Origin of the sequence: Nostoc sp. (assembly GCF_036917415.1) — a bacterium.
Taxonomy (GTDB): Bacteria; Cyanobacteriota; Cyanobacteriia; order Cyanobacteriales; family Nostocaceae; genus Nostoc.
The window spans coordinates 1-26853 of record NZ_JBALDJ010000032.1 but is presented as its reverse complement, the minus strand read 5'-3'; the positions used below and the strand labels follow the sequence as shown (position 1 = coordinate 26853).

At 41.9% G+C, this 26853-nt stretch carries 24 protein-coding genes; 6 read left to right on the top strand and 18 right to left on the bottom strand.

The features are described from left to right. Window positions 1–376 precede the first annotated feature (376 nt). The 5 genes from V7K41_RS06080 to V7K41_RS06060 all read right to left on the bottom strand — a co-directional run bounded on the left by V7K41_RS06080 (window position 377) and on the right by V7K41_RS06060 (window position 6761). Entirely contained in the window at window positions 377–1645 is a 1269-nt protein-coding gene (locus V7K41_RS06080; protein WP_334846430.1) for a bifunctional sterol desaturase/short chain dehydrogenase, read from the bottom strand. Between the two features lie 207 nt (window positions 1646–1852). Next, window positions 1853–2800, bottom strand: coding sequence for a fatty acid desaturase family protein (locus V7K41_RS06075; protein ID WP_334846428.1), 948 nt, complete (start codon window positions 2798–2800; stop codon window positions 1853–1855). Window positions 2801–3256: 456 nt separating this feature from the next. Further along, window positions 3257–3571 carry a hypothetical protein gene (locus V7K41_RS06070; RefSeq protein WP_334846426.1) on the bottom strand — a complete coding sequence of 105 codons (315 nt, stop codon included), beginning with the start codon at window positions 3569–3571 and terminating at the stop codon, window positions 3257–3259. Between the two features lie 45 nt (window positions 3572–3616). Then, window positions 3617–4957, bottom strand: coding sequence for a M10 family metallopeptidase (locus tag V7K41_RS06065; protein WP_334846424.1), 1341 nt, complete (start codon window positions 4955–4957; stop codon window positions 3617–3619). A gap of 355 nt (window positions 4958–5312) precedes the next feature. Then, on the bottom strand, window positions 5313–6761 hold the full coding sequence (locus V7K41_RS06060; RefSeq protein ID WP_334846422.1) for an MFS transporter: 1449 nt from the start codon (window positions 6759–6761) through the stop codon (window positions 5313–5315). A gap of 130 nt (window positions 6762–6891) precedes the next feature. On the opposite strand from V7K41_RS06060, the gene V7K41_RS06055 reads away from it, so the two are divergent. Continuing rightward, the gene (locus V7K41_RS06055; protein WP_334846420.1) at window positions 6892–7413 is read left to right on the top strand and encodes a phosphoribosyltransferase; all 522 of its coding nucleotides are present in this window, start codon (window positions 6892–6894) and stop codon (window positions 7411–7413) included. 116 nt (window positions 7414–7529) lie between these two features. Here V7K41_RS06055 and topA read toward each other — a convergent pair whose 3' ends face one another. From topA to ftsH, 6 genes are all read right to left on the bottom strand, one after another. After that, window positions 7530–9701: a type I DNA topoisomerase gene (gene topA, locus V7K41_RS06050; RefSeq protein WP_334846480.1), complete on the bottom strand. Its 2172-nt coding sequence runs from the start codon at window positions 9699–9701 to the stop codon at window positions 7530–7532. A 158-nt stretch (window positions 9702–9859) separates the two neighbouring features. Beyond that, a complete protein-coding gene (locus tag V7K41_RS06045; RefSeq protein WP_334846478.1) occupies window positions 9860–9985 on the bottom strand; it encodes a type II toxin-antitoxin system HicA family toxin in 126 nt (41 codons plus the stop codon). Further along, window positions 9961–10083 carry a hypothetical protein gene (locus tag V7K41_RS06040; protein WP_334846483.1) on the bottom strand — a complete coding sequence of 41 codons (123 nt, stop codon included), beginning with the start codon at window positions 10081–10083 and terminating at the stop codon, window positions 9961–9963. The genes V7K41_RS06045 and V7K41_RS06040 overlap by 25 nt, the downstream gene beginning before the upstream one ends. Before the next feature lie 2 nt (window positions 10084–10085). Then, window positions 10086–10292, bottom strand: coding sequence for a type II toxin-antitoxin system HicB family antitoxin (locus V7K41_RS06035; RefSeq protein WP_334846418.1), 207 nt, complete (start codon window positions 10290–10292; stop codon window positions 10086–10088). A gap of 474 nt (window positions 10293–10766) precedes the next feature. Beyond that, complete coding sequence (locus tag V7K41_RS06030; RefSeq protein ID WP_334846416.1) at window positions 10767–11681, bottom strand: DUF928 domain-containing protein; 915 nt, start codon at window positions 11679–11681, stop codon at window positions 10767–10769. 314 nt (window positions 11682–11995) lie between these two features. Continuing rightward, window positions 11996–13906 carry an ATP-dependent zinc metalloprotease FtsH gene (gene ftsH / locus V7K41_RS06025; protein ID WP_334846414.1) on the bottom strand — a complete coding sequence of 637 codons (1911 nt, stop codon included), beginning with the start codon at window positions 13904–13906 and terminating at the stop codon, window positions 11996–11998. Window positions 13907–14300: 394 nt separating this feature from the next. Between ftsH and V7K41_RS06020 the strand changes: the two genes are divergently transcribed. After that, window positions 14301–14846 (top strand): NADPH-dependent FMN reductase, encoded by a 546-nt coding sequence (locus V7K41_RS06020; RefSeq protein ID WP_334846413.1) that lies wholly within the window; start codon window positions 14301–14303, stop codon window positions 14844–14846. Between the two features lie 44 nt (window positions 14847–14890). Here V7K41_RS06020 and V7K41_RS06015 read toward each other — a convergent pair whose 3' ends face one another. The 3 genes from V7K41_RS06015 to V7K41_RS06005 all read right to left on the bottom strand — a co-directional run bounded on the left by V7K41_RS06015 (window position 14891) and on the right by V7K41_RS06005 (window position 18923). Continuing rightward, a complete protein-coding gene (locus V7K41_RS06015; protein ID WP_334846411.1) occupies window positions 14891–16009 on the bottom strand; it encodes a ferrochelatase in 1119 nt (372 codons plus the stop codon). Window positions 16010–16397: 388 nt separating this feature from the next. Beyond that, window positions 16398–17882 carry a DUF3137 domain-containing protein gene (locus V7K41_RS06010; RefSeq protein ID WP_334846410.1) on the bottom strand — a complete coding sequence of 495 codons (1485 nt, stop codon included), beginning with the start codon at window positions 17880–17882 and terminating at the stop codon, window positions 16398–16400. A 483-nt stretch (window positions 17883–18365) separates the two neighbouring features. Further along, window positions 18366–18923: a LemA family protein gene (locus tag V7K41_RS06005; RefSeq protein ID WP_334846408.1), complete on the bottom strand. Its 558-nt coding sequence runs from the start codon at window positions 18921–18923 to the stop codon at window positions 18366–18368. A gap of 310 nt (window positions 18924–19233) precedes the next feature. Here V7K41_RS06005 and V7K41_RS06000 point away from each other — a divergent pair, with 310 nt between their 5' ends. The 3 genes from V7K41_RS06000 to ilvB all read left to right on the top strand — a co-directional run bounded on the left by V7K41_RS06000 (window position 19234) and on the right by ilvB (window position 23285). Next, the gene (locus tag V7K41_RS06000) at window positions 19234–19827 is read left to right on the top strand and encodes a hypothetical protein (protein WP_334846407.1); all 594 of its coding nucleotides are present in this window, start codon (window positions 19234–19236) and stop codon (window positions 19825–19827) included. A gap of 173 nt (window positions 19828–20000) precedes the next feature. Continuing rightward, entirely contained in the window at window positions 20001–21263 is a 1263-nt protein-coding gene (locus tag V7K41_RS05995; RefSeq protein WP_334846405.1) for an MFS transporter, read from the top strand. 126 nt (window positions 21264–21389) lie between these two features. Beyond that, a complete protein-coding gene (ilvB, locus tag V7K41_RS05990; protein ID WP_334846403.1) occupies window positions 21390–23285 on the top strand; it encodes a biosynthetic-type acetolactate synthase large subunit in 1896 nt (631 codons plus the stop codon). 120 nt (window positions 23286–23405) lie between these two features. Here the strand turns inward: ilvB and V7K41_RS05985 are convergent, their stop codons facing one another. Beyond that, window positions 23406–23519, bottom strand: a complete 114-nt coding sequence (locus V7K41_RS05985) for a DUF4351 domain-containing protein (protein WP_334846476.1) — start codon at window positions 23517–23519, stop codon at window positions 23406–23408. 114 nt (window positions 23520–23633) lie between these two features. Continuing rightward, on the bottom strand, window positions 23634–23777 hold the full coding sequence (locus V7K41_RS05980; RefSeq protein ID WP_334846402.1) for a hypothetical protein: 144 nt from the start codon (window positions 23775–23777) through the stop codon (window positions 23634–23636). 655 nt (window positions 23778–24432) lie between these two features. Between V7K41_RS05980 and V7K41_RS05975 the strand changes: the two genes are divergently transcribed. After that, window positions 24433–24747: a hypothetical protein gene (locus V7K41_RS05975; RefSeq protein ID WP_334846400.1), complete on the top strand. Its 315-nt coding sequence runs from the start codon at window positions 24433–24435 to the stop codon at window positions 24745–24747. 321 nt (window positions 24748–25068) lie between these two features. Here V7K41_RS05975 and egtD read toward each other — a convergent pair whose 3' ends face one another. Together egtD and V7K41_RS05965 are read right to left on the bottom strand one after the other, a co-directional pair. Further along, on the bottom strand, window positions 25069–26103 hold the full coding sequence (gene egtD, locus V7K41_RS05970; RefSeq protein WP_334846398.1) for an L-histidine N(alpha)-methyltransferase: 1035 nt from the start codon (window positions 26101–26103) through the stop codon (window positions 25069–25071). A gap of 335 nt (window positions 26104–26438) precedes the next feature. After that, window positions 26439–26777: a class II glutamine amidotransferase gene (locus tag V7K41_RS05965; protein WP_442943135.1), complete on the bottom strand. Its 339-nt coding sequence runs from the start codon at window positions 26775–26777 to the stop codon at window positions 26439–26441. Window positions 26778–26853: the final 76 nt, after the last annotated feature.

Here is a 26853-nt window from a genome sequence, read left to right as displayed (position 1 = left end):
AGGAACTTCCGTAGCGATCGCTTTCTCAAGTTTAGCCAAATTCTGTTTCAATTTAGCGATCGCCTGTGCCCTTGCTCCTCTGTAATGCACAAATGCAAAATTCGCCCACCCTGCGGGATCTTGCTACATCCCCCAACCCCTTCTGCCAATTTTGGGAGAAAGGGAGCTAAGGGATTTCCAAGAAATAAATTATCCCAAAAAACGAACCACAGAGACGCAGAGAACACAGAGAGAGGAGAGATTAAGAGGATTTTTGCGTCAGTTTTGGAATATTTTTTTATTTGGAAGTCCCTAAATTCAAAGTCCCTCTCCCAAGCTTGGGAGAGGGATTTAGGGTGAGGGCTTTTGATTCATGCAAGAAGTCTATTCTTTTCGACTATTGTTTGCGTAAGTCCTGTTCGCTTTTCGCTGTCCGGCTGAAGAGTCGATAGTATAGTGATGTACTAGTTTCCTTTAAGGGAAACAGCAGATAAGTCAGAGGATTTATTGCCACAATAATATTTCGGAAGTCTCGTCGGGCGAAAAATAAGATTGCACGAGCAACTTGCTGTGCAGACATCACTCCATAAGGATTAAGTTGACTCTTAAATGGACCAAGAATTAACTTGCGAATTACACAATCCCCATCCAAACGCTTGAGGGTAACAATATCTCCTAGCGCTCTTTTGCTGAGTTCATAAAGCGGACTCAGTGCGGGAGAAACTTCAGCCTCAGAAGTGTTTACCCAAATTTCCTTGGTTGCTTTTGCTTGTGGACCTGTTACAGTTGTCGAAAATATATCTATCAACCGCAATGCTGAAAAGGTATTCACTTCATAAGAGGAGTTGATAGCCTCCGGTGTGCGGCTGGCATAGACATTGACTCCATGATTGATAATTAAAATATCTACTTTCTCTAAACTATCCTTCAGATTGGCTTCGTTGCCCAACTCCCAAGAAACCACCTTTACCCCAACTTGCTCTACTAATTTTTCTGGATTAGTGGTTAATGCCACTACTTTAGCATTATTCTTTACAAGTTCAGCCGCCAACGCTTGCCCCAACGCTCCTGATGCTCCGGTTAAAGCGATGGTTTTACCTTTGAGAGATAGTCCTGTACCAAGAATTTTATCCACTAGGGGAAAGACGCCACTGTAGTAGGCGTTAACATCATCAAAATGATGCCGCCAATGGTAAGACCGATTTACCCACCAAATGGATGGAATTGTCTTTAAAGGGCCGGGTAGGTGGTTGTAATCTGTATCAATTTTTCCTTGAAAATATCGCACAGACGCGCCATACAAAAAGGTGCAAGCGTAAGCTACTCCCAGCCATAACCCCATTTGTTGGACAATTAAGGCAATGACTATCAATACTAGCAGTAGTAGGCTTGATTCTAAAATGTCGTGATAAAGCTGAGATTCTTGGTAAACTTTCAGGGAAACTATCGATAAATCACGGCGATAAGCCATGTGGTGCTTGTTGTGCCATTTAGCAAGCCAATTGACTTGGTGACACAAAGCATGGTAACTGTCTCTCAATATCTCAGCAAGTAAAAGTGAGAAAAGTGCCCAACTAGCAAACTCTAAGCTCGCATTTAGCCAAACCCAATTAATTTGTAAGCTTGTTTCAATTTTTATCAAGTTTTCAGCTAGCATTTTTATCATGTTTGTCTATACTCGTTTTTTTAATCATTCTTCACGATCTGATAAAGGTGCGTTCAGGTCGAGTTTAGAGCAAATTCAAATCAAAGGGAATGGGGAGCAGGGGAGACAAGGGGGACAAGGAGGACAAGGGTGAATTATTAAACAAGTCTCTCCCTTATTTCCCCCTTCTACCTTGTCTCTTTCCAATGCCCAATGCCTAATGCCCAATTACGAATTAGTTATAATATTCCAGTTGACTTTCAGATATCCAGGTTCAATGTGGGTAAAGTGTTTGCTTAATTGCTGATGTGCTTTTGGTAGCGCGTGGAACGGAATTGATGCGTACAAATGATGCTCTGCGTGAAATGGCATATTCCACATGAAAAATCGTACACACCAGAGTGTGAGCGTTGTGCGCGTATTGGTGAGCAGATTTGCATCAAGAGTGCAACCTGTATGTTCTGCTAGCAAAATAAAACGGAGAATTGGCTGACCGACAAGCATAGGTAGCAGCCAATAGAGGAAAAACCAAGGCTGATTAACTATAATTGAAAGAGCGATCGCACCTGCATAAATACCTAATTGCCAACGTGTAGAACGCATAACTTCGGCTCGTGCTGCTTCTGGGATAAATGGAAAATTGTCAAATTGACCAGTGGCAACTTGAAAATGCCCGTGTATTTTACCCCACCACCACGGTAAACCGCTAATTATCAACAAGTATTTGCCCAGGTTGCTCGGTTTGGGATCGGTCAATTCTGGATCTTTGTCAGGAACGCGAGTGTAACGGTGATGCCATTTATGATAACGGCGAAAAAACGTGCTGTTGTAAAATGATAGCAAGCCGGAAAACCAAGCCACAGCATCATTCAAACGATTGTTAGCAAAAGCCGTTCTGTGAACGCATTCGTGCATTGGTGCAAACATCGAAGCCAGACTGAAGCCGTAGATTATCAGTGCTGGTATAGCCACCGACCAATTACCAAAGTTTGTTGCCCATAGGTAGCCACTGCAACCCATAACAGTGAGATGAAAAACTAGTTGAACTAGCCCTTTGCTGTTGGAGCGATCGTTTAGAAGACTTAATTCTTGTACACTGAAAATTTTACAGAGGTTTTGCTTATTATCAGCTTTGTCATCTAATAATTCAGATTGAATAATTGCCTCATTAGACATAATTTTAATTAGATCGGTGTAAATAGTTGCGCGTGGGTTGCCTTCTAATATTATGTTCGGTAAAAGACTTATCATTAAGAGCGCAGTTCTTGCTGGGGGCAGGGAGCAGGGAGCAGGGGGCAGGGAGCAGGGGGCAGGGAGCAGGGGGCAGGGAGCAGGGAGCAGGGAGCAGGGAGCAGGGGGCAGGGGGAAAGAAGCAGGGAGCAGGGGGCAGGGAGCAGGGAGCAGGGGGCAGGGGGAAAGAAGCAGGAGTTAGGGGAAACAGATGGAGAACAAAGACTTATTCTAAGCATATTGCAATTCAAAGGCTGAACAAGCCTTTGAACTCCGTTAACGAGTATTTGAACTGGATGAATCCACCTCTGAACTCTGTTAACCTAGCTTTTGGTTGGTACGATCGCACCAAGCATCCAACCCAGGCGATCGCAATCATAGTAAAGTTAAGCAAGTTAAAAATTAACTTCTGCCTTGACGTTTCGGTGTTTCGCGCAGTCTGTAGCAGCTTCCGTCTTCTTTGTAAGAGCTTCTGTCTTGACGTTTCGGTGTTTCGCGCAGTCTGTAACAGCTTCCGCCTTCTTTGTAAGAGCTTCTGCCTTGACGTTTCGGTGTTTCGCGCAGTCTGTAGCAGTTTCCGTCTTCTTTGTAAGAGCTTCTGCCTTGACGTTTCGGTGTTTCGCGCAGTTTGTAGCAGCTTTTGTAGTAACCAAGTATTAATATAGGAGGATAATCTAACTCCAAATTAAGACATAGGTGCAGGTGAGCAATGCCCACCCTACTTTAGCTCTTTTTTATAACGTCTACCTGCAATTAACTCCCCTAGACAATGTTGATGTCAAAGCTAGGGATAAAACCAGAGTATAGCTGTATCGATGCAAATTGGGTTCCATCAAAATACAAAGATCCTGTGTAGCTCTCAAACGAGAACTTATTGTAATCACCTACCCCAATGCCGAACCCACTAGCAGAAACCTGAATCTTATCCACATCCCAGTAGGCAAAATCTGTAATGGTATCAATCCCTTCGGATAGAGAGTTAAAAACAAAGGTATCAGCACCTGCACCACCAGTGAGGCTATCATTGCCAAAACCTCCAACTAGGGTGTCCATGCCACCATTTCCAGTCAGAAGATTGTTAGCACTGTTGCCGCTAATTGTGTCATTACCGGAACCGCCGTTAGCGTTTTCAATCAGCGATCTGACATCACCGTTGTATTGAAGCGCGTTAAACACCTGGGCACGGGCATAATGGTCGTTGCCAAGAGAGGCGCGTTGGAAGTTGCCGCCCACATCGAGGTCAGACCAACCGCCTGCTGTCAGGTCGATCGCTAGATTAGTGGTGTAGTTAGAGAAATCGTAGGTATCAATCCCGTCACCATCCCAGATGGTGCGGAAGATGCGGTTATCACCCGGAGTTCCTTGTCCGACACCATCGACGAACATCTCCCCGGTGGTGGTTGAGAAAGTGTAATTCGTGTTGTCAGAGTTGTAGCCAAACCATGCACCGTACATCTGCTGGATCGCTGCGATGTCGTACATCATTAGCGACTGTGCATATCCCCAGGTTTCGTTCGACACGCCGTTGGTCGGTGCCCCCACGTATGACCGGTAGGTCATGATTGAAAACTCCATCGAGTCGCGGTCGGAGTTCATGGCAACATTGCTAACACCGCCAGTCTGATGACCGTGCTTCAGACCTAGTGCATGACCAAGCTCATGACCGAAGGTGTAGTAGGCATAGTTACCGACAACCGGGTTGTTGTAAAGGGTTGTGTTAAACCAAACGTCGCCTGCTTGGACAGGGTTTGCAGGGGAATAGGTGTAGGCTGTGTCTGTTGATATTATCCCGAGTACGTCTGACATGGCGATGGGAATAGTTGCATCGCGATCGCTAGCATCAGTCAGTTCAAATGGACTGAGATTGGAGACATTGTAGTACTCTCCTCCTGTCCCTATCCATCTTAGCGCAACAGCTCGCTGGGTTGTGTTTAGCATTTGGAAGCTAACTGCATGAATCGCACGGTCTGGATAATCAGACTCATAGTCATCGATGCTGTCAGTGAACCTAAAGCTTACTGAGGGAGATGCCCACTTCACTCCAATCAGTAAACCATCAATGTTATTGTCGCCAGTTGCTGTTACGGTCGTTGTTTCTGCCATTTTCTAACTCTCAATCACTTCAAAAGTTTTTAGCAAAAGCTGATTGACTAGCTTCTAGAAATACTCATGTCGGATTGGGCACATTTGTGCAACTGGAGGGAAATGATAACAAAACGTTACTTTCTTCAGCCACAAGGGGCAGGGGGCAGGGGGCAGGGGGCAGGGGGCAGGGAGCAGGGGGCAGGGGGCAGGGAGCAGGGAGCAGGGAGCAGGGAGCAGGGAGCAGGGGGCAGGGGGCAGGGAGCAGGGAGCAGGGAGCAGGGAGCAGGGAGCAGGGGGCAGGGGGCAGGGGGCAGGGGAGAAAAACAGTTGTGTTGAGTCCAGAAATTGGAATAATTTATTTTTTGGAGTTCCCTTAATCCCTCTTCTCTTGCCGTTCTTTGAGTTTAAGCATAATTTGGGCGTGCATCTCACGGGTAATTGGGTAAAAATATGTTAAAATTAAGCCAAAAATCAAACAAACTGTCGGTATGGGACCAACAGCAACGCGAATCGCAAACAGTGCCGATTCTGGTTGCATCGGTAGTGGTCTTCCGGCTACAGATTCTTTAAAACCGGCTACTTGCAAAGCATTTCCCACTAAAAATAGCCCGAAAGCCAAACCAAATTTTTGCAGCAAAACCATGAAGCCATAAAAAATGCCTTCTCTGCGTTGTCCAGTTTGGAGCTCATCTAATTCAATCACATCTGGAATCATCGACCAGGGAATTAGATAAGCTGTGGAGACACCAATACCAGCCATGACAGCCATCACATACATCAAAACTATTTGACCAGGCCGTAAGAAAAATAGTCCTGCGGCGGCTATTATCCACAAACTCATTCCCAGAAAATAAACAACTTTTTTTCCGATTTTTTTACTCAGCGCCCCCCAGATAAATAGCATCAATAAAGCAGTTCCTTGGACTGCAATCAGTACTGGGGGCACATCTGATTCTTTTATACCCATATAATTGACTACAAAATAGGGAATAATGCTGGCTGTAATCTGCACACCTAGCCAAGAACAAAGATATATACCAATGACAAATAAAAAAGGTCGGTTGCTGAAGACAATTTTTAACTGTTCAAAGAAGGAGAGAGATGCAGGTTCTTCAGTTTGGATGCGTTTGGCCTCAAAAGCCAAGATGCGATCGCGGACTCCAAAAACGCACCAATATAATCCTAAAATTGAAATTACAGTACAAATTGCTGCTAAAACCAGATATCGTTGTTGGCGATCGGCAATCAGTAAAAAAACAATTTGCGTTAAAATCAACGACAGAATACTGCCACCAATGGAAAATGTAAAACGGTAGCTGTTAAGACTAGTGCGTTCGTCGTAATCTTGAGTTAGTTCTGGAGTCATCGCCGTATAAGGCAAATTCACAACCGTATAAAAGGACTGAGATAGAATTCCAATCGCTACGTAATACCAGAACAGCGGCCAAATATTCTCACTCTGATTTGCACTAAATTGCGGTACAATCCACTGCAAGACGAAGAAAATTCCAAAAGGGATTGCTCCATAAAACATCCAGGGAAGACGACGGCCCCAACGCCGAGATTTCGTTTTATCAGTCAGGAACCCCACAAGCGGATCGTTTATGCCATCCCAGATTTTGCCAATCATTAAAATCGTGCCAGCTAAACCCGCAGGGATACCAGCGACACTGGTAAAGAAAATCAGCAGATAAAAGACGGAGATATTTGCAGTAATTGCTGGCCCTAAATCTCCTGCACCGTAAGCCAGCTTTGTTTTTAGGTCGAGTTTTTCACTCTGAGGATCTCGTTGGGCATTGCCATCAGCAGCAGAATCATTCATAAAACTTTGCACTCATACTAAAATAAAAAGTCTGCGACGCCGATAGCGTAGCGGTAGCGAGTCCGCGAGCGTCATAGCCCATCGTAGACATCGCCTTCAATACTAGCCATCTACCACTCCCGTTAGACTTATGCCAGACTTTTATGTTTCTTGGTCAGATTATCACCAAAAAATTGAACAACTGGCTATTCAAATTTATGAATCCGGCTGGGAATTTAACCAGATTATCTGTCTTGCTAGAGGAGGACTACGAGTTGGAGATATTCTTTCCCGTATATACCAGCAGCCACTGGCAATTTTAGCAACCTCATCTTACAGTGGCCCAGGCAAGCAAGAAAGAAATAATTTAATTTTCTCCCGCCACTTGACAATGACTGCCGAAAAGTTAGGTTCGTGCATTCTCTTAGTGGATGACTTAGTAGACTCTGGGGTAACACTCCAACAAACTATACCTTGGCTCAAGCAAAATAATGATTCCCCAATTCAGGAAATTCGCACTGCTGTTCTTTGGTATAAAGCTTGTTCGGTTATAGCACCTGATTATTATGTGGATTACCTGGCTGACAACCCCTGGATTCGCCAACCCTTTGAACACTACGAGCAGATGAACATTGCAGAACTTGCGCGTAAGGTAAATAAAGTCAGGAGTTAGAAGTTATGAGTGAGGAGTTATAGCAAAGTGCTGAGTGCTGAGTGCTGAGTAAAAACCCAGTTGCTTTAAAGTTTTGAGCAATCAACACTGTCCTAACCTATGTGGCTACGGCTGTATTAATTCTTAACTCCTAACTCCCCAAACTTAGGACTCCACCACCCTTTTTGCGTACTGAAATAAGCCACATCTTTATGTTTGGTATCCTGACGCGATCGTGAGTCAGAACATCGCAACATTGTCTTACTCTGCCCCTCTTTGATATAACTGTACTCTTCCAGAGGTTTCTTACATACCGGGCAGGGATATGCCGTCATCTTCATGGGAGGCTTTTGTTGATTCTCAGCCTGGACTGCTTTAGTTTGTGGTGGCTGCCAAGTTTTGTTAAAGTCGCTCCAAAACAACACGACATTTTCACAGCCTTTTGTGCATTTGAGGAAATATTTCTTTTTAACCTTACTGCTCGGAATTTTGGCGAGAAAATTTTTGCATTCAGGGCATCGCGTCTTAGAAGTTTCATATTTGCGCTCAGTTATCACATTAGCTTTACCTGTTGAGGAACTCGCAACTACAGTTTTAGCTTTGGAGAGCGCTGGTACAAAGTAATTCTGATTCCAACTAGTTAAATAATGCTGCCAAGAGTTTTTTCCTTCGGAAATGGCATCAAGAGCATCTTCCATTTTCGCTGTGAATTCCGCCTCTAGTAAATCAGGCAGTGCTTTGAGCAAAAACGCATCAACTTCTAACCCTAACGTTGTCGGTTGCAGATGGTCTTTTTTCAACTCCACATAGTTTCGTTTTTTTAAGGTAGCAACAGTAGGAGCATAAGTACTTGGGCGACCAATTCCTTTACGTTCCATCAATTGCACCAATTTTGGTTCGCTATAACGCGGTGGTGGCTGGGTCTGCTTCTTTTCATGTCCAGCATTCTCCAGTTTCAATGCTTGTCCCTGTTGTAATGAAGGTAAAACACTATCCTTGCTGAGATTGTTCCAGTACCGAGCATAACCGTAAAATTCAATTACTTGCCCTCTCGCTGACCACAGCAGAGAACCAGACTGAGTAATCACCAGAGTTTTACGCAATTGAGCAGCACGACACTGAGAAGCAATTGACCGCTTCCAGATCGTTACATACAGATTAAACTCATCATCAGGCAGTTCAGAGCGCAATTGAACTGAGGGGCGAAACACATCCGTTGGCCGAATCGCTTCATGTGCTTCTTGAGCCGATTTGCTACTGCGATGCTTGGCGACTTGCGGCGGTACATTCTGCGGATCGTTTTGCTCTAACCATTTACGGGCGCTGGCACAAAATTCTGGACTCAGCATTACTGAGTCTGTTCGCATATATGTTATCAGCCCTGCTTCATACAGCTTTTGGGCAACAACCATAGTTTTATCAGGAGCAAACCTCAACTTTGAACCAGCTGCTTGCTGAAGGCTGGAAGTTGTAAATGGTGGTGGTGGCTGGCGGTTAACGATTTTTCCTTCAAAATGAATCACCTGATGAGGATGTCGCTGTGCTTCTTCAACTAAACGTGTAGCCTCTGCTTCGGAAAGAACACGTTTAGACTCCGGTGTTTCTGGACTATTACCTACCTTTGCATCATCGTGAGTTTCAGTTTCTTGTTCTGCTGCATCTTTTGCAGAATCGACCGTCCCTTTGTAAAAAGCTCGAAATCCTTCAGCATAATCTACCCAGACACTCCAGTAATCTTGGGGGACAAAAGCCAGAATTTCGTTTTCTCGCTGACAAATCAGGTGCAATGTCGCGCTTTGGACTCTACCAACACTCTTAGCGCCGTTATTCAATGCCCAAACTAAAGGACTACCTTTATAACCTACCAACTTATCTAGGCAATCTCGGCACAACCCAGCACCGATTAAATTTTGGTTTAGCTTTCTGGGATTAGCGATCGCACTCTGCACCGCCGATGCTGTAATCTCAGTATAAATTACTCGTTTTGGTTCCCTTAAACCCAGTGTTTCTTTGAGATGCCAAGCGATCGTCTCACCTTCCCGGTCTGGATCAGTTGCTAAGACAACTTCATCAACCTGCCTCACCGCAGACTTGAGTTTCTGAATTGTTTCTTTGGCTCGTTGGTCACGTGGGACGTAATTGCACCGAACATTACTACCATCCATGACGAAGCCCAAGGAATCATCCCCTTCATTGCTGAGTTCTCGGATATGACCACAACTTGCGAGAACTTTCCAATCTGAACCCAGAATTTGACTGAGTTTTTTAACTTTTCCGGGAGACTCGACTACAAGCAGGCGTTTGATCATAGCAACTGCATTCTTGATTCTGAGCAATAAACTGGCAATTGCTTTTGAGCGATCGCCTATCTTCGTCATCTGGATTTTCTAGAATACTGTACCAAAAAGCTTGGGAAATTGCTCAACTCAGTTTAGAGGTAAATCATTTCAGCGCAATGACCACGCCATTAGATAGCGGCAATGAATTCATTAACTGTAAGTCCAGCAGTACGGATGAGACTACGTAATGTTCCTTTTGCCACCTCACGATGATCTGGAACAGATAAGGTTACTGTTTCGCCTTTCTTAACCAGGATAATGTGACTAGCACTTTGACGTGAAACTCCCAACCAAACGATTCAAATACATGGACGACTTCACGTCCACTTAGAACCGGAAGGGTAGATGCCATGATTAAGCTGTAACCTCTACTTGATGAGTTTCCACAGTGAGCGGTAAACCAATTTCAGCACGAACTTGAAGACAAGCTGCGATCGCGTCCTTGATATTTTCGAGGGCTTCTTCTCTTGATTGACCTTGACTGACGCAACCAGGTATACTGGGGCACTCGACAATCCAAACCCCATCTTCATCACGATCAAGTATTACATTGAACTTCATACACTGTTGTTGGCAAGAGAGTTGTAGTTTATTTATTATTGTAACCTGCGATGATTTAATCCAAAAAAGCAGTCGAGCCGTCATACCTTGCTTTGCTTCTGTATTTGAGTGGAGTTTTTCATTTTCTGGAGTTCCCCATGTATAACAGTCCTAAATCATTTGTGAAATATTTTTTGAGTTGGCTGTTATTAGTTATTAGTCATTTGTCCTTGTAATTGCAAATGACAAAGTGCAAAGTCACCAGCGGAGGAAAACTCGGCTCAGAACTTTGTAAGAGAGGACAAATGACCAAGGACGACCATAACAAAAATTTTCACAATCTCTATTTAGGATTGCTATAGTAGATATGCTGTCCTTAAGAAGGATCTATCTAAGATCAACCTTCCCCTCCTTGATCGCAGAACAGTTAATCTGAAATTGAAGGGTAAAAACCCGACTTCTTTATCAAAACCGGGTTTTTAAGTAATTGTTAATTTATTTCTGAGCAGTACAACAGGGCAATAAAGGCTTGTTTACAACTTCTTTTATCTCTACTGAATTCAACAAATCTTCCCAATATTTCTCAACTTCAGGATCGTTAGGACGCTGGCGGCGTAAATTAGCTAAAGTTCTTAGAGCATCTTCCCAAAATCCAGCGGTTGCAAATAAAACTGCGCGATCTAAGTCTGTGTTTGGTTGGTTTAACTGGAGAGACAAATTTTCATCTTGCGATCGCACAATTGTACCTTCTACATAAGAGTCTTTATCGCGGTTATTCACATCGCAAATCATCGAAAAAGTCCAATTATACTCTTTACTGATTTGTAGAGATGGCTGCTCGACGGGTACATTTATACTAACAATACCGTTTTGCCCAACAGGTTTGAAAGTTCCCTTATACAATGGGTCAATGCTATCACCATCCCGCAAAACAAGTTCTAGTGCTTGCACTGTTGTAGAGGTTTGAGGAACGTAGAAAAAGAATGTAGGATGCTCTGCTGTGGTTTGTTGAGCTTCTTTATCTGTTGGTGTTAGCGGAATAATCTTTTGTCCAGTTTGAAAGCAACTTCCCCGTGTTCCTGCTGACCTTACCCTACCAGGTCTACCTGGGACAAAGGCGATACGATTTCTACCGCGTTGAATGTAACTTGTAACATTTCTAATTGCAGAAGTAGCATACCTATCTCCAGGACGTAGCCGCTCTGCTTGCTGAAAATTCAATAAAGCTTTTCTATAATTTCTTCGTTTGGTTTCATTATAACCAAACTGCATATATTGGGTGTAAGCAGATTTTGCTTGTGCCAGTTGATAAACTGATTCTGTTGCCAAAACCTGAGTAATGCTTACAGCCTCGAAGGGCACAAATGCTAAAGCAGCAAGCAGATAACTTGCCCACAATCTATATTTCATGATGTTTATGTTTACTTGTAGTACATTGTTTTGGTATATATAATACAATAGCCTAAGCTCTACAGTGACAAGACTTTATGTGTGCTACTTTCTGGGAAGGCTGAGGTAGTATTGTAATTTTTTTACAACAAAATTCCCGACTTCTTAAGAAATCGGGAATCTTAACCTTTGGATTTTCAGTAGTCTAAAGTTAATAGACTATTGACTTTTACTTATTCTCCAATAGACATTTGGTGAAATTAAAGATACATTATCCAGAACTCTTGTAGAGACTTAGCAGTGCTACGTCTCTACATTATTTCCCACTCATCTTTTTAATGAGGTACAGCCAATTGTTCATCGGCTACCTGAACATGATCGGCAACAATTTTGCGGAATAAATCGCCTTCTATTGTTTCCTGTTCTGCTAGCAAATCTACTAAACGCTCCAAAACTATGCGGTTCTCTTCCAACAGTTCTTTGGCCTTAATGTAGGAATTGCTAACAATTTCGCGCACTTGTGAATCAATTTTGGCAGCAATTTCCTCAGAATAGTCTGATTTATTCATCCAGTCGCGTCCTAAAAATACCTCTGCACTCTGATTTTCCAGTGACAATGGCCCTAATTCTGACATTCCGAAGCGTGTCACCATCTGCCGCGCCATCCCTGTCACGTGTTGCAAGTCATTGCTTGCACCGGTGGTCACTTCTGGCTTCCCAAAAACAATTTCCTCGGCAGCGCGACCACCCAAAGTCGCAGTAATCCTCGATTTGAGTTGAGAACGGGAAATTAACCCCTGTTCTTCGTTGGGAGTAAACCAAGTTAATCCGAGTGCTTGTCCCCGTGGAATTAATGTAACTTTCTGCACAGGGTCATGGTCTTTGAGCAATGTACCTACTAAAGCGTGTCCAACTTCATGATAGGCAATCAAGCGCTTGCTCTTGCTGTCTACTAAGGCGGTACCTTCCATACCTGCAACAACTCGGTCTACAGCAGCATCAATTTCTAAAAGGGTGACAGCTTCTTTACGTCTTCTAGCGGTGAGAATAGCGGCTTCGTTGAGTAAGTTAGCTAAGTCTGCGCCAGTAAAACCAGGGGTGCGGCGAGCGATCGCTTCTAATGATACGCTAGGATCGATTTTCTTATTGCGCGCGTGGACTTTCAAAATTTCCAGTCGCCCTTTAAGATCGGGTGGATCGACCATAACTTGTCTATCAAAGCGTCCCGGTCTGAGTAACGCTGTATCTAAAACATCTGGGCGGTTTGTGGCAGCAATAATAATGATGCCTGTGTTACCTTCAAAACCATCCATTTCGGTGAGCAGTTGGTTGAGGGTTTGTTCGCGCTCGTCGTTACCACCACCGATCCCAGCACCCCGTTGTCTACCTACTGCGTCAATTTCATCGATAAATATTAGACAAGGAGCATTATCTTTGGCTTTCTTGAAGAGGTCGCGCACGCGAGATGCACCCACGCCTACGAACATTTCCACAAATTCCGAACCGGAAATACTGAAGAATGGTACACCTGCTTCACCTGCGATCGCTTTTGCTAGTAAAGTTTTACCAGTACCAGGGGGGCCAATTAACAGTACTCCTTTGGGAATCCGTGCGCCTACAGCAGTAAATCTTTCCGGCTGTTTCAGGAAAGTCACAACTTCTTCGAGTTCTTCTTTCGCTTCTTCAACCCCGGCGACATCTTCAAATTTCACTCCAGTTTTTGCCTCCATTTGGAAGCGAGCTTTGGATTTGCCGAAATTCATCGCTTGGCTAGAAGCATTAGTAGAGCGCCGGAGGAACAATAGCATTAAAGCTACCAGTGGCAAAATCCACATCAAATTAATCAACAGTCCAACAGCAGCTCGACTGTTAGCGGAGGAAACTTCACCAAAATCAACATTCTTGTCTTTGAGAATGTTGACTAACTCTGTGTTTTGCGCCAAAAGTCTCACCTGTTGCGGTGGTGTATTATCTTTTTGCCCCTTGAGATAAACCTTTGCTAGCTGTTCGGTTTCGTCAAGCTCTACTTTTTCGACTTCTCCCGCCTTCACTTTCTCGATCAAGTCACCATAATTTAAGGAGGTGGTTTCTGCTTTTTGTGCCATGACAGGAGTACTTCCGAAAATTCCTGGCAACATAATCAAACTAGCAGCGATGCCTACGGCGGGCTGCGCCAACGCACCAAACCAAGCAACGCGCTTTGAGGACTGCCTTTTTATCAATGCTTTTTTTCCTAAATTTGTCATAATAATTACCCTTTGTCTGCTGGCACAAGTTAAGCGCTGGTTTTATGCCTATTCTTCTATCAAAAATTGTAATAACTGGAAATTACACTTTTCTTATCTAGTCTAACTTGCACACAAGGGACTGGGGACTGGGGACTGGGGAATGAGGAGCAGGAGAGAAGGAAGTTGCGGTAAGTTTTCCCCTCTACCCCTCCGCACCTTTGCACCTCTGCCTCTTATGCGCAATTCCCAATCCCCATTACCCCTTATCCCCAGAGGGGCCCCACCTTCCCCAGTCCCCTTGATCTCAATTTGACACATTCCAGCACAAATCGTTAAAATAAACATAGTCATAACGATTCCGCTTTTTAAGAAATCTGATAATAGTAGCTAGTTAGTAGTTTGTGGGTTAATTATGGTGAAAATTATTGGCATTGGTGGTAGTTTAAGGCCCAATTCTTATACCCAGGTTGCTTTACAAGTAGCAGCGCAAAGGGTTGAAGCTGTAGGTGCAGAGGTAGAAATTCTCGATTTACGGCAGTTGCAGCTACCATTTTGCACTGGCGCAAAGGAGTATCCAGAGTATCCAGATGTTCAGCGGTTGCAAGATACAGTTAGTCAGGCTGATGGGTTAATTTTAGCGACACCTGAGTATCATGGTGGCGTTAGTGGGGTGCTGAAAAATGCCCTGGATTTGATGAGCTTTGATCAACTATCTGATAAAGTAGCAGGATTTATTAGTGTTTTGGGTGGTCAGTCTAATAGCAACGCTCTAAACGAACTACGGTTAATTACCAGATGGGTGCATTGTTGGTCTATCCCTGAACAAATTGCGATCGGACAAGCTTGGGGTGCTTTCAGTCCTGAAGGCAAGCTAGTAGATGAAAAGCTCTCTCAAAGATTCGATCAATTTGCTCAGAGTTTAGTTGATAATACTCGCAAACTGCGGGGCGTAAATTAGTTTATAGGGTGGTCAAAGCACCACCCTATAAACTCAAACTTTACTTAATGATGATGGTGGTGATGATGGCGATCTCCAGCAAGTTGGGGATTAACTGCTAAAGCTTCCTCTGACAACAACTGGGCAATATGATCGTTAGCCCATTGCGCCGCCATTGCCAAAAATTCTGGATGGTCGTTGACACAAGCCATTTGTACGTAGTTCGTACCAGGATTGTGTTTTTCCAAAGCATGGATGATATGATGTACATCCAATAGAGTTTCGTGATTTTCTGTAGCAAAACCAATTGGCATAAAAATTACCACTTTTGCACCCAGTTGAATCAGGTTCTTTGCCGCTTGCTCGGCGTTTGGCTGTGTCCAATCAATTAAGGGGGTGTCATGATTGAGCCAACCCACCGAGATTAACGGATAGCGGTTAATCAATTTATCCCGAACTAAATCGTACATTGCTTCACTTTCGGCAATCCCAGAAGTAAAGCCTTTAGCTTTATGGGGACAGCCGTGATTCATTAACACAATGCCGATTTGAGAAGGTAGGTAAGCTGCGGCTAACTCAGCAATTTTCTCCTCAACCAGATAAGCCATTAAATCGATGTAGGCTGGTTCGTTGAAGAAAGAAGGAATGTAACGCTGTGCTTTAACCCAGTGTTCTTCACCATCAGTCAACTCAACCAGAGCATTGTTAACTTGCTCGATCGCAATGCCACTAGTAAAGATAGAATCAACAACCAGCAGTGGGTAAATTAGTAGTTTCTCAAAACCTTGGTTTTTGATTTCTGCCAAGACTTGATTGGGTAGAAAAGGAGCGCAGAAGTTAAAAGCCTTGAAAACTTGAACCTTATCGCCCCATTTTTCTTGTAAATTCTTCTCAATCCCAGCACGCTGCTGTTCAAAGATGGCGTTGTGTGGGGAGATAAAATCGTGGTGTGTGTGTCCCCACTCGTGGCGGTCAAATAGCGCCAAAAGCTTTGCCAGAGGCGGATAAATCCAGGTTGGTACTGGTGCGAACTTTGCTGTCAGTAGATTTAAAGCCTGTTCGTTATAGTTGGCGAAATCTTCGTAGCTTTCGACTTCGCCGTAGCCCATAAGCAGTACGGCTACACGGTCTTTACCTGATAGATGCTCGTGGGTGTGTTGTACTTTTTCCGGCGTGGCAACCACAATTAATTCCTCAATATAACCAGAGTGCAGAGAAATATAAAGTTAGGGAACAGTTTGCACATTTTCCCTACTTGTAACTTATTATCCCATCCAGGGGGATAGGATAGGTGGGAAAATCAAAATAATACATCAAAAGTAAGACTTTCGTGGGGCATTGGGTATGAGAAATTGAATCAAAGGTACAGTTTTGACCTCTCTCCAAACCTCTCTCCTAAAAGGAGAGAGGCTTTGAATTGTTCCCCCTTCCCGCGTCGGGAAGGGGGTTAGGGGGTTAGGTCTATCTGCATACCTCATTCAATTAAAAATGGCTATATCGCTGGAATAACGAAAGTGGTGAAGATGCCGAAAAGCTGCATTGTCAGTGAAATTAATTTGGTGCAGCTTTGTCTCAAATATGTCTATCAAGATTTAAATCTTCAACAATGCCCAACATCAAGTTGAGAGTTTCAAAATATTCTCTTAAAGGCGCAAATTTTAGCACACTTTTATATAGATTAGGGTCAAGTATATTATTTTCTACTGCTTCTTCAATGGCTATGTATATCATGTCATCAACAAAGGAAATATAAATATTTCTATTGGTTTTCTTGCGAAAGTTAACTATTTTATCCATGAAATTAGTATATAAGACATAACGTGCTTCTATTTGGTCATCACTATAAACAGTGAAAAATTTAGCAAATTCTGGGTCTTCTAATTTAATTAGCTGTTTTTTAGCATGATTAAGAGCATGAGTATTAGCGTTGATAAGTTTTGGTTGAACAATGGTAACAGCCCGCGAATTTTTATTATATTTAGCTTTAAAAAATAATCCTTTAAATATTAAACTTGTACGAGTGACTTCATTTTTTAAGACTTCAGATTCAATTCTTTTAGATTCTACAGCTTCACCACATAAAATATTCTTAAATATATATGGAATTAATTTAATTAGTCGGACAATTACAAAACAAATATAAAATGTGAATGGTAATAAAAAACTTAAAAAGTACGAAATCCTTATGGGTGCATTTATCAAATTAATAAAAAAGGTAATGTTTAAATAATTATTCCAATAATGCTTTAGTTCTAATTCTGCACAAATATTTGAAAAACAGATATCAACACCATTGATCCTACCGTGAATATAATCATCTTGGACAATCTTGTTCGGGATGATAATTCCTTGAAATAATTGGCTATTTTGAAAAAACTCTAGGCTATTTTTTATATCTTCTTCAGAAGAGTTTCTTACATATTTTAAATTTTTATTCGGATTTACATAACTCAATATTTGTTCAGACATTTTATATTTAAAACCTGTAGAAAATGTTTCAAATGCTGCGGCATAAAAAAATATCCAAATTCCAAAAAGCAAGAAAAAAACTAATAAATAATAAAATAAGAAAAATATAAATAAAAATGGTATAGATATTATACTAGAGCCAATTTGAAAATACATAGAGTTTTTCAAAAAAGAAGATACAACTGGAAAAAACTTAAGTAGTGCAATTATAAGATATAAAAAAAGTAGATGAGTAGTAAAAATAGATATTAAAACTTGTTTTCTAAGGGATTCAAATACTTTTAATTCACTCAATAAATTTGTCTGACAAAATACTTTGAATTCCTTTAATGTTTTTGGTATAAATTTTTCAATAGCTGGTTCGGGATCTTCTGGCAAGGTTTCGCTTGGTGATTGTAGCTGAACTTTTGATTTTGTGGGGTTTTCTGCTGTTACAGATGCATCGATATCATCTGTAAATAAAAGTTTTCTTGCCCATCTTCTTGTTTGTTCATGTTCATTAAGCAGGAGTTGCTGACAAAGAGCGATCGCTTGATTAATTTGCCCATTCTCGTAATATGCTTTTATCAGCCATTTGTGTGCTTGCAAATATTGCTTTGTCGCTGGAGAAGCAGCTTGACAAAAAATTTTAAATGCTCGAATCGCTTCTTTATAGCGTTTTTTGGTCAGGGCTTCATACCCAGTGTTTATAAGTTCAGTCGCCTGTGCAGGAGTGAGTGAACTTTTAGTTGAATTTAGTGATGATTTCGGCTCTGTAAGTTTAGCTTCTGGAACAATTTCAGCAAGATAGTACTGTGCTAAAATCTGAGTAGTTTTATGTTTACTGTTACTCAGTTATTGGCATAAGTTAATTGCCTTGTCAAAGCGTCCATTATAGAGGTATGCGTCTAAAAGCAATACTCGTGCATACAAATATTCTTTTGTATTAGTTTTTGGATTATTTTGGAAAAACTTTTCCAATGTCTTAAGCGCTAAATTGTAGTTTTTATGTTCTAACAATTTCACTATTGCGTTTAATAATTCTTGATTTTGTACAGAATTAAATTTAGACATATTTTTTAAACTCCAAACTTACTTAAGATTTATTTGAATATTTACATTTTTTCTAGCTTGTACATTAGCTTTAAACTGCAATTTTAATTGATATTTCATCCATGAAGCTATAATGTTTGTCGGAAACATTTCTACAGCGTTATTATATTCAGTTACGGCAGAGTTATAAAATCTCCTAGCGGCGGAAAGTTGTTCTTCTACTTCACTCAGGGAATATTGTAATTTGATAAAATGGTCGTTTGTTTTTAATTCGGGATATGCTTCCACTGCTACTATAATTTTGTTTAACATTCTCGAAATTTGGTCTTCTACGGCAACTCGGCTATTATTACTTAAATTTTTTGAAGTTATTGTACTTCTGAGCCTGCTAATTTCTATCAATGTTTTTTGCTCAAATTGCATATATATTTGAGCTAAGGTAACAAGTCTAGGTATCAAATCGCTTCTTTTTTGCAGAATTACATCAACGCTAGAAAATGCGTTATCAACTTGATTCTTTTTATAAATCAAGCTATTGTATAAAGCAATCAATATAATCAACGATAGAACTATAAAAATAATTACAGCAATCAACATTTAATTAATACAATTATTCTGATATTATTTATAGCTCAGGTTAATATTTTATTAAAATAGTATTTTCTCTGAAAAATATGTGAACTAGCTATATTTGCTCAGTAAACATAAGGAAACATTTATTTTATGAAAATTCGCGGTGTCTAGATACCCGACTTATTTGGGAAATCGGGTATCTAACTTTTTACGAATGATTTAGGATTGCTATATAGCAGATTTAAGTTATTAATACTAAAAGCTGCTAGTACTATAGACATCAGACCGTGCAGGCACAAAGATTTATCTTCCAATGCCCAATCAAAATAGAGAGATGAGTATAATTATTTGCCCTGGAATCCATGAGCCAGACTTAACTGAAAGCTTTAAAATCGGATTATTAGATATGGTTTCTAATGGCGCGATCGCTTATAATCCCACAAATATACTGCTTTATCCGGGTAAAGATGTTTTGGTTTTATCAGCATTGCACATTTTGGAGTTTTTGCGCGTTAGCGTAGCTCACCGCAGGTATCACTTAACTAACTCTTTAGAATCACCAATTATATTCATTAGCTTTAGTGCTGGCGTAGTCGGGGCAATAGGGGCAGCACATTTGTGGCAACTCTTGGGTGGTCGTGTCAAAGCATTTATTGCTATAGATGGATGGGGAGTACCACTACAGGGAAATTTCCCTATTCATCGGATGAGTCATGATTATTTCACCCATTGGAGTTCATGTTTGCTAGGTAGTGGGCAAAATAATTTTTATGCAGAGCCAGCAGTCGATCATTTGTCCATTTGGAAATCTCCCCAAACTGTACAAGGCTGTTGGGTAGATTCGTCCATTGAGATTATTCCACCCAAAGGTCGTCTGACAGCAGCTGAATTTTTGCTTATGCTGTTAAAACGCTATGAAGCAAATTAATCCGGACAATGGAGTAAGTAAACAGGAGTTAGGAGTGAGGAGTTAGGAGTGATGAAGGGAAAAGGTTACAGGTGACAGGAGATAGTCAAGAAAAACTATTCCCATGCCCCATGCCCCATGCCCCATGCCCATGCCCCATGCCCCATGCCCCATCTACCCAAAGAAAGTATCTAATGTTTCCAACTGAACCTGCCGCTGTTAATAACGGCTTTGGCGCACTGCTAAAAAACCGTGCTTTTATGCTCCTGTGGATTGGGCAACTGCTGTCCCAGTTAGCAGATAAGGTCTTCTTCGTTTTGCTGATTGCTCTGCTGGAGAACTACCCACCGCTTCCAGGGTTGGCACAAAACTCGATGTACTCAACCTTGATGCTGTCGTTTACAATCCCAGCAATTTTGTTCGGCTCTGCCGGTGGTATCTTTGTTGACCGCTTGCCAAAAAAGCTGATTATGGTTGGCTCAGATATTGTGCGGGGAATATTGACGCTGTGTCTTCCCTTATTGCCACGACAGTTCCTGATTTTGTTAATCCTGACTTTTGCCATTTCCACAGTGACGCAGTTTTTTGCACCAGCCGAACAAGCAGCGATTCCCTTGTTGGTGAAGCGAGAAAATTTATTGGCAGCTAATGCGCTGTTTAGCAGCACAATGATGGGAGCATTAATTGTTGGCTTTGCAATAGGAGAGCCAATTTTGAGTTTGGCAAAAAGCTGGATGGGAGAAGAATACGGTCAAGAGTTTGTGGTTGGTGGACTATACATATTATCAGCTGCAATTATGCAGCCAATAAAGTTTAAAGAACCCAAACGACCAAAGGAACATCGGGTATCAAATCACCCTTGGACTGAATTCACCGAGAGCCTGCGCTATCTCAAGAAAAATCCTTTGATCTTAAACGCCATGCTGCAACTGACAACTTTATATTGTGTGTTTGCAGCCTTAACGGTGCTGACGATTCGGTTAGCCGAGGAGTTTGGTCTAAAAGAAAAACAGTTTGGCTTTTTCTTGGCAGCAGCAGGGGTGGGTATGGTATTTGGTGCGGCAATTTTAGGTAACTGGGGTGAGAAATTGCATCGCAAGCCTCTACCTTTAATTGGATTTTTGATGATAGCACTAGTTTTGGGGGTGTTCACTTTTACGCACAACTTATTGCTGGCGCTAGGACTCTGTGCATTTTTGGGTGTAGGTGCTGCCTTAATTGGTGTCCCGATGCAAACTTTAATTCAACAGCAAACACCACCTACCATGCACGGTAAAGTATTTGGCTTTCAAAATCATGCCGTTAACATCGCTTTGGCGTTACCTTTGGCCATTACTGGGCCCTTAACTGATGCTCTCGGCTTGCGAATTGTGCTTGTAGCAATGAGTGTTGTTGTCGTAGTTGTCGGTGTTTGGGCTTGGCAAAATACCCGCAAAGTCTTGCAAGACGTAATTTAACTAATGTAAGCTAATAATCTAGCTTTATATTTAATATAAAAATTAATAAGATTTTGATTGAGGTTTTCAATTAAAATGAAATCTTAACTACAGAATTCAGCATTAACTTTAGCTATAGTCTGAGGTTTGACCGTGCGATCGCTTTCCCCAATTAGTCTGCCACAAACCGAGAATCACAAACAGTCTCGTGCTTCTAGCCCGCCAGTCGTGCCCAAACGTGCATCTGGCGGTTTTGCTCTGCTTGACAGCCTTCATCGCCACGGCGTTGATTATATTTTTGGTTATCCTGGTGGGGCAATTTTACCAATTTACGATGACCTATATAAGGTGGAAGCAACTGGTGCTATGAAGCACATTCTCGTGAGACACGAGCAAGGCGCAGCCCACGCCGCTGATGGTTATGCCCGTGCCACAGGCAAAGTAGGAGTATGCTTTGGTACTTCTGGTCCAGGAGCAACTAACTTGGTAACAGGCATCGCTACAGCCTACATGGATTCAATCCCGATGATTGTGGTTACAGGACAGGTAGCACGTCCGTCGATTGGTACAGATGCGTTTCAGGAAACTGATATTTACGGGATTACCCTACCAATCGTCAAGCACTCTTATGTGGTGCGTGACCCCAAAGATATGGCGCGAATTGTCGCCGAAGCATTCCACATCGCTAGCACTGGGCGTCCGGGGCCAGTTTTGATTGATGTCCCCAAAGATGTAGCTTTAGAAGAATTTGACTATGTACCTGTAAAACCAGGTTCAGTAAAGCTACGCGGTTATCGTCCCACGGTGAAGGGAAATCCCCGGCAAATTTATGCCGCGATTCAGTTGATTACTGAAAGTCGCCGTCCGCTATTGTATGTGGGTGGTGGTGCGATCGCCGCTGGTGCCCATGAAGAAATCAAACAACTAGCTGAATTATTCGATATCCCCGTCACCACAACCTTAATGGGGATCGGTGCCTTTGACGAACATCATCCCCTCGCTTTGGGAATGTTGGGGATGCACGGCACTGCTTACGCTAACTTTGCCGTTAGTGATTGTGACTTACTGATTTGCGTCGGCGCTAGATTTGACGATCGCGTTACAGGTAAGTTAGACGAATTCGCCTCCCGCGCCAAAGTAATTCACATCGACATCGATCCGGCAGAAGTCGGCAAAAACCGCATTCCCGAAGTGCCCATCGTCGGCGATGTGCGGAATGTGTTAGTAGACTTATTGCGTCGCTGCCAAGAAACAGGGATTAAGGCTACACCTAATCAAAACCAAGAGTGGTTAAATTTAGTTAACCGTTGGCGCGAAGAGTATCCTCTAATAGTGCCGCAGCATCCCGACAGCATTTCACCCCAAGAAGTAATTGTAGAAGTTAATAGCCAAGCACCCCACGCTTTTTACACAACAGATGTCGGACAACATCAAATGTGGGCAGCACAATTCCTGAAGAATGGCCCAAGGCGCTGGATTTCTAGCGCTGGTTTGGGAACGATGGGTTTTGGCTTACCTGCGGCAATGGGTGCTAAAGTGGCGTTTCCTGATGAAGAAGTCATCTGTATTAGCGGTGATGCTAGTTTCCAAATGTGTTTACAGGAACTAGGAACACTTGCACAATATGGAATAAATGTCAAGACAATAATTATCAACAACGGCTGGCAAGGGATGGTGCGCCAGTGGCAGCAAGCGTTCTATGGTGAACGTTATTCATGCTCCAACATGGAAGTAGGGATGCCAGACGTTGAGTTTTTGGCAAAAGCTTATGGCATTAAAGGCATGGTAATTAGCGATCGCAGTCAATTAAAAGATGCGATCGCCGAAATGCTGGCACACAAAGGGCCAGTAATCTTAAATGTCCACGTCACTAGAGACGAAAACTGCTATCCAATGGTAGCCCCTGGTAAGAGCAACGCTCAAATGGTCGGCTTACAGAAGCAAGCACCAAAAGCGGCAGCCGAGCCAGTGTATTGTAGCCATTGCAATGCCAAAAATGCTCCCACCCACAATTTTTGCGCTGAGTGTGGGACAAAGCTCTAACGCTTTTTGATAATTCAGACTAGAGAGGTAGGGGAGCAAGGAGAAGGGGAGAAAGATGATAGAATTCCCCCTAATTCTTGCCCCCTTTCCTCTTGCGTAGGCATCGCTTAATCTTCCTGATTAAGGTTGAGGTAAAAAGATATTTCCTAAGTAATTCACTAAATCGCTTTGACTGTTGGAATCTAACAGCGCTTCAGCTAATTCTTCTAATTGAGTAATCGATAATGTGCGAATCTGCTGTTATATTTCTATTTCAATTGCAGCAAAGCGTAGTGTTAACTGACGCCAAATCAATTGTAGCGTCTCCTGTTTCTTGCCTCGTTCTTCTCCCTTTTGCAGAATGTCTTGTTAAATCCCAGATTCTTGCATAATTTTTTCTCTGAAAAGCTGTGTAATCAAATTTTTGTCCAGCCGTAAACTAGCTAAAACCTGTACACAAGCTGATACAGCATATTTCAGGTAAATAAAGTACACTGGTAGGGGCACAGCCATGTTCCCTACGATTAACCCTGCGGGTGACGCTCCTGCGTCGCTAACGCTACGCTAACAGCAGTCGCTCATGGGGAAATCCCCATCGCCCTTGGCGTCTCCCCTTAGGAGAAGATCGCGCTGCTTTACCGAGTTGCAATCTGCTGTATATTCTGAAAACTACTTTATCAAACTTACGTTTTATTAAAAATTCATATACTTTTTGCTTTAGTTAGTTAAATATGCGAGTTAGAGTTGATTTTATATAAATCAGTTTTTTTAAAAATTTCAGTAAAATTCCTCTTTTATTAAAAAGTTAAATATAAATAAAATATTAATAGTTGTGCTGGCTTAGTTGATTAAAAAACGTCAATTATTTTAGGTGTATCTATTTGCTTGCTAACTTTCTTTCAGGCAGATTCAGTAGTCTTAAAATAACTGCTCTCTTTCTTTTTACAAAAGAGAGTTTAGCTTCCTCTTGATTGAGGGAAGTTAGATTGTTGTTAGCGAACTAATGTACTAAGCATTAATAGTCTGTTCATTTGGAAATCGCTGTGTTCAAGTTTTATTGGAGAACAGCGTCATGTTTCTATGGGAAAATTGCAGTTTTATTTCTAACTGAGAACAAACACAACTTCTTTAAGCTTTGAATATTTATCAACCCATTTGACCAATCCCTATGCAACAATATATTTCTCATTTGCTCCTACTGGTATTAGGAACAGGTTTAACTTTCCTAGTTACTCCATCTCAAGCTCAAACTCCGGTAAAAACCAACAATCAAAATCCTGAGAATGTTACTTCCATATCTTCAAGTTCACCTTCAGCTACCCAATTGAGTGATTTTAACAATTCTACTAATAGCAAACCACCTCTCCTTTCTGAGGCAACTAATAACTCTTCTGCTACTAATGCTAATATAACAGCAAATAAGCCTCGTCCACGGGTTCCTATATTCAGCAGAATTTTTGCCACACCTTCAATGCAGCAATAATTAGCAGCTAAACATTTAGTTTACTTGCTTGGGTTGATCGGAATTTCCATTCATACGTTTTGACCTCTCTCCTTTTAGGAGAGAGGTTTTAAGTGTTAATCCCTAATGCTTGTAGGGAAGGGCTGTTTTTGTTAGATATATTGGACTCAACTGAGAACCGCTATATACAGCAATTTGCAACAAGCGTGAGGTACAAAACCGAGGACTCAAAAATTAAATTATTCTTCTCCCTCCAGCATAGCTGCCTCCTGCCTCAAAACTAGTGACTTTGTACTTCATCCAAACGAAAACTGCTATATGTGAGTCATACTCTGATTTGCTTTATGCTTGCAGCTGACAGAGCATTAAGCCAAACCATTGATATGGATCTCTCCACACATGAAGAGGTAATAAACCTTGTGCAGTTAGTTGCTGTTTGATAATATTAAGGTCAAATTTGCGGGAAATTTCAGTGAGGATAGTCTCACCTAGTGCAAAATTAACCTTAAGATTAAGAGCGCGTAATTCTACAATTTGCGATCGCAGGCTGCATAAATGCATTTCTATTTGATGCTCGCTTTCATTGTAAAATGCTCGGTGTTCAAACTGGGTGGTGTCAAAGTTACCTTCAAACCGCTGATTTAAATGTTCCAGCATATTAAGGTTAAATGCAGCTGTCACTCCCTGGCTGTCGTTATAAGCTGGTTCCAAAATCTGTTTTGGCTTTCGTAAATCTATCCCCAATAAAAAATACTCACCGACTTGTAGAGCATTGGTAATTTGAGAGAAGAACACATCACACTCATCAGGGGTAAGATTACCTAAACTGCTACCAATAAAACAAATCATCCGACTGGGTAATTGCGTCGGTAGGAGTTTTGCAAGGGCTAATTCATAGGTTCCCGCTAGTGCATAAACTTGGAGTAAGGGATAATCTTCTAATAACTGCTTGGCACTACTTTCTAACATACCTGCACATACATCAATTGGTAGGTAATGCAGAGGATAGCTTAGTTGCTGGTAGGCATCTAGTAAAATGCGAGTTTTACTAGAACTACCACTGCCAAGTTCTACCAATTCACAAACGCCAGTTATCTTAGCAATTTCACCAGCATACTGCTGTAAAATCGTTGTTTCTGTGCGTGTAAGATAATATTCTGGTAAATCACAGATTTGCTCAAACAGATCGGAACCACGGTCATCATAAAAGTAACAAGGGGGTAGAGATTTAGGTGTTTGAGTTAATCCCTTCACTACATCACTCCCAGCACTAGGAGCAACTATTTGAGTTGCTCCTATCAAACGCTCTATCTGCAAGCGTTTTTCAACGCTGCTTTGAGAAGTAACCTTGCTGTTAACAGCTTTAGATATCGACATGAAACCTCCGTTTGCTCGGCGTAATAGGTTACTTTGATAGCAGACCTTTACCCCAATCAGTGAAACACATAGCCATAGCTAATAAAATCATGCTTGAGCAACATAGCTCAAGCATTAAAGTTATTTTTCGACATTTTCCCCTTAGAATAATAGCAAGTAAGCACCTAAGTGCTATGTTCTAGCAGCAATAAAGATTTGATACAGGTAATATGAGCCAACAGCAGATCGAGTCAGAATGAGGTTGACTAGAGAATGTGGCTTCGTCCATATCCTGAAATAGCGCAAAAGTTTTCGAGCGAAATTTATCGAAGGCTCAAGAAATAGCCTCTTTCACACTAGATTTGCTCAATTTGGATTTCACAGTCTGCTCCCACACTAATGATGCTATTTTCTGGGCAAGCAATCCAATTAGCTATAAATAGAGGTTCGGATGCAATAATTACGGATTGTGGGAAAGTCGGATCGTCTCGTATCCAGTCAAGAGATGGAGGCGGTGAAGTGGTAGCAAAACGAGAAGCTATCAAACGATGTCCGTCACTAAAAACTACGTTTAGTGAAGCTTCTACTTGATAGCGTTTTGCCATCTCTAAAAGCGTTAATAATGTGGTGCGTAAAGCATATTCTGGAGGTCGATGTTTGTTAATTTGACTTTGCGAAAGTATAGCAACCGCCAAGATGGTTAGGACAAGCAGTATAATCTCTAATGAAAGTAAGATTAGATACTGATTATATATTCAGTATAAAAACAGA

Bases quoted from the DNA above. Each gene is read 5' to 3' on its own strand.
- V7K41_RS06005 (WP_334846408.1), bottom strand. From the start codon at position 18,923: ATGTTGATTGCTGTAATTATTTTTATAGTTCTATCGTTGATTATATTG.
- V7K41_RS06065 (WP_334846424.1), bottom strand. From the start codon at position 4,957: ATGGCAGAAACAACGACCGTAACAGCAACTGGCGACAATAACATTGAT.
- V7K41_RS06055 (WP_334846420.1), top strand. From the start codon at position 6,892: ATGCCAGACTTTTATGTTTCTTGGTCAGATTATCACCAAAAAATTGAA.
- V7K41_RS06080 (WP_334846430.1), bottom strand. From the start codon at position 1,645: ATGATAAAAATGCTAGCTGAAAACTTGATAAAAATTGAAACAAGCTTA.
- ftsH (WP_334846414.1), bottom strand. From the start codon at position 13,906: ATGACAAATTTAGGAAAAAAAGCATTGATAAAAAGGCAGTCCTCAAAG.
- V7K41_RS06060 (WP_334846422.1), bottom strand. From the start codon at position 6,761: ATGAATGATTCTGCTGCTGATGGCAATGCCCAACGAGATCCTCAGAGT.
- V7K41_RS05980 (WP_334846402.1), bottom strand. From the start codon at position 23,777: ATGGCTGTGCCCCTACCAGTGTACTTTATTTACCTGAAATATGCTGTA.
- topA (WP_334846480.1), bottom strand. From the start codon at position 9,701: ATGATCAAACGCCTGCTTGTAGTCGAGTCTCCCGGAAAAGTTAAAAAA.
- V7K41_RS06030 (WP_334846416.1), bottom strand. From the start codon at position 11,681: ATGAAATATAGATTGTGGGCAAGTTATCTGCTTGCTGCTTTAGCATTT.
- egtD (WP_334846398.1), bottom strand. From the start codon at position 26,103: ATGTCGATATCTAAAGCTGTTAACAGCAAGGTTACTTCTCAAAGCAGC.
- V7K41_RS06020 (WP_334846413.1), top strand. From the start codon at position 14,301: ATGGTGAAAATTATTGGCATTGGTGGTAGTTTAAGGCCCAATTCTTAT.
- V7K41_RS06040 (WP_334846483.1), bottom strand. From the start codon at position 10,083: ATGGCATCTACCCTTCCGGTTCTAAGTGGACGTGAAGTCGTCCATGTA.
- V7K41_RS06000 (WP_334846407.1), top strand. From the start codon at position 19,234: ATGAGTATAATTATTTGCCCTGGAATCCATGAGCCAGACTTAACTGAA.
- V7K41_RS05975 (WP_334846400.1), top strand. From the start codon at position 24,433: ATGCAACAATATATTTCTCATTTGCTCCTACTGGTATTAGGAACAGGT.
- V7K41_RS05995 (WP_334846405.1), top strand. From the start codon at position 20,001: ATGTTTCCAACTGAACCTGCCGCTGTTAATAACGGCTTTGGCGCACTG.
- V7K41_RS06075 (WP_334846428.1), bottom strand. From the start codon at position 2,800: ATGTCTAATGAGGCAATTATTCAATCTGAATTATTAGATGACAAAGCT.
- V7K41_RS06035 (WP_334846418.1), bottom strand. From the start codon at position 10,292: ATGAAGTTCAATGTAATACTTGATCGTGATGAAGATGGGGTTTGGATT.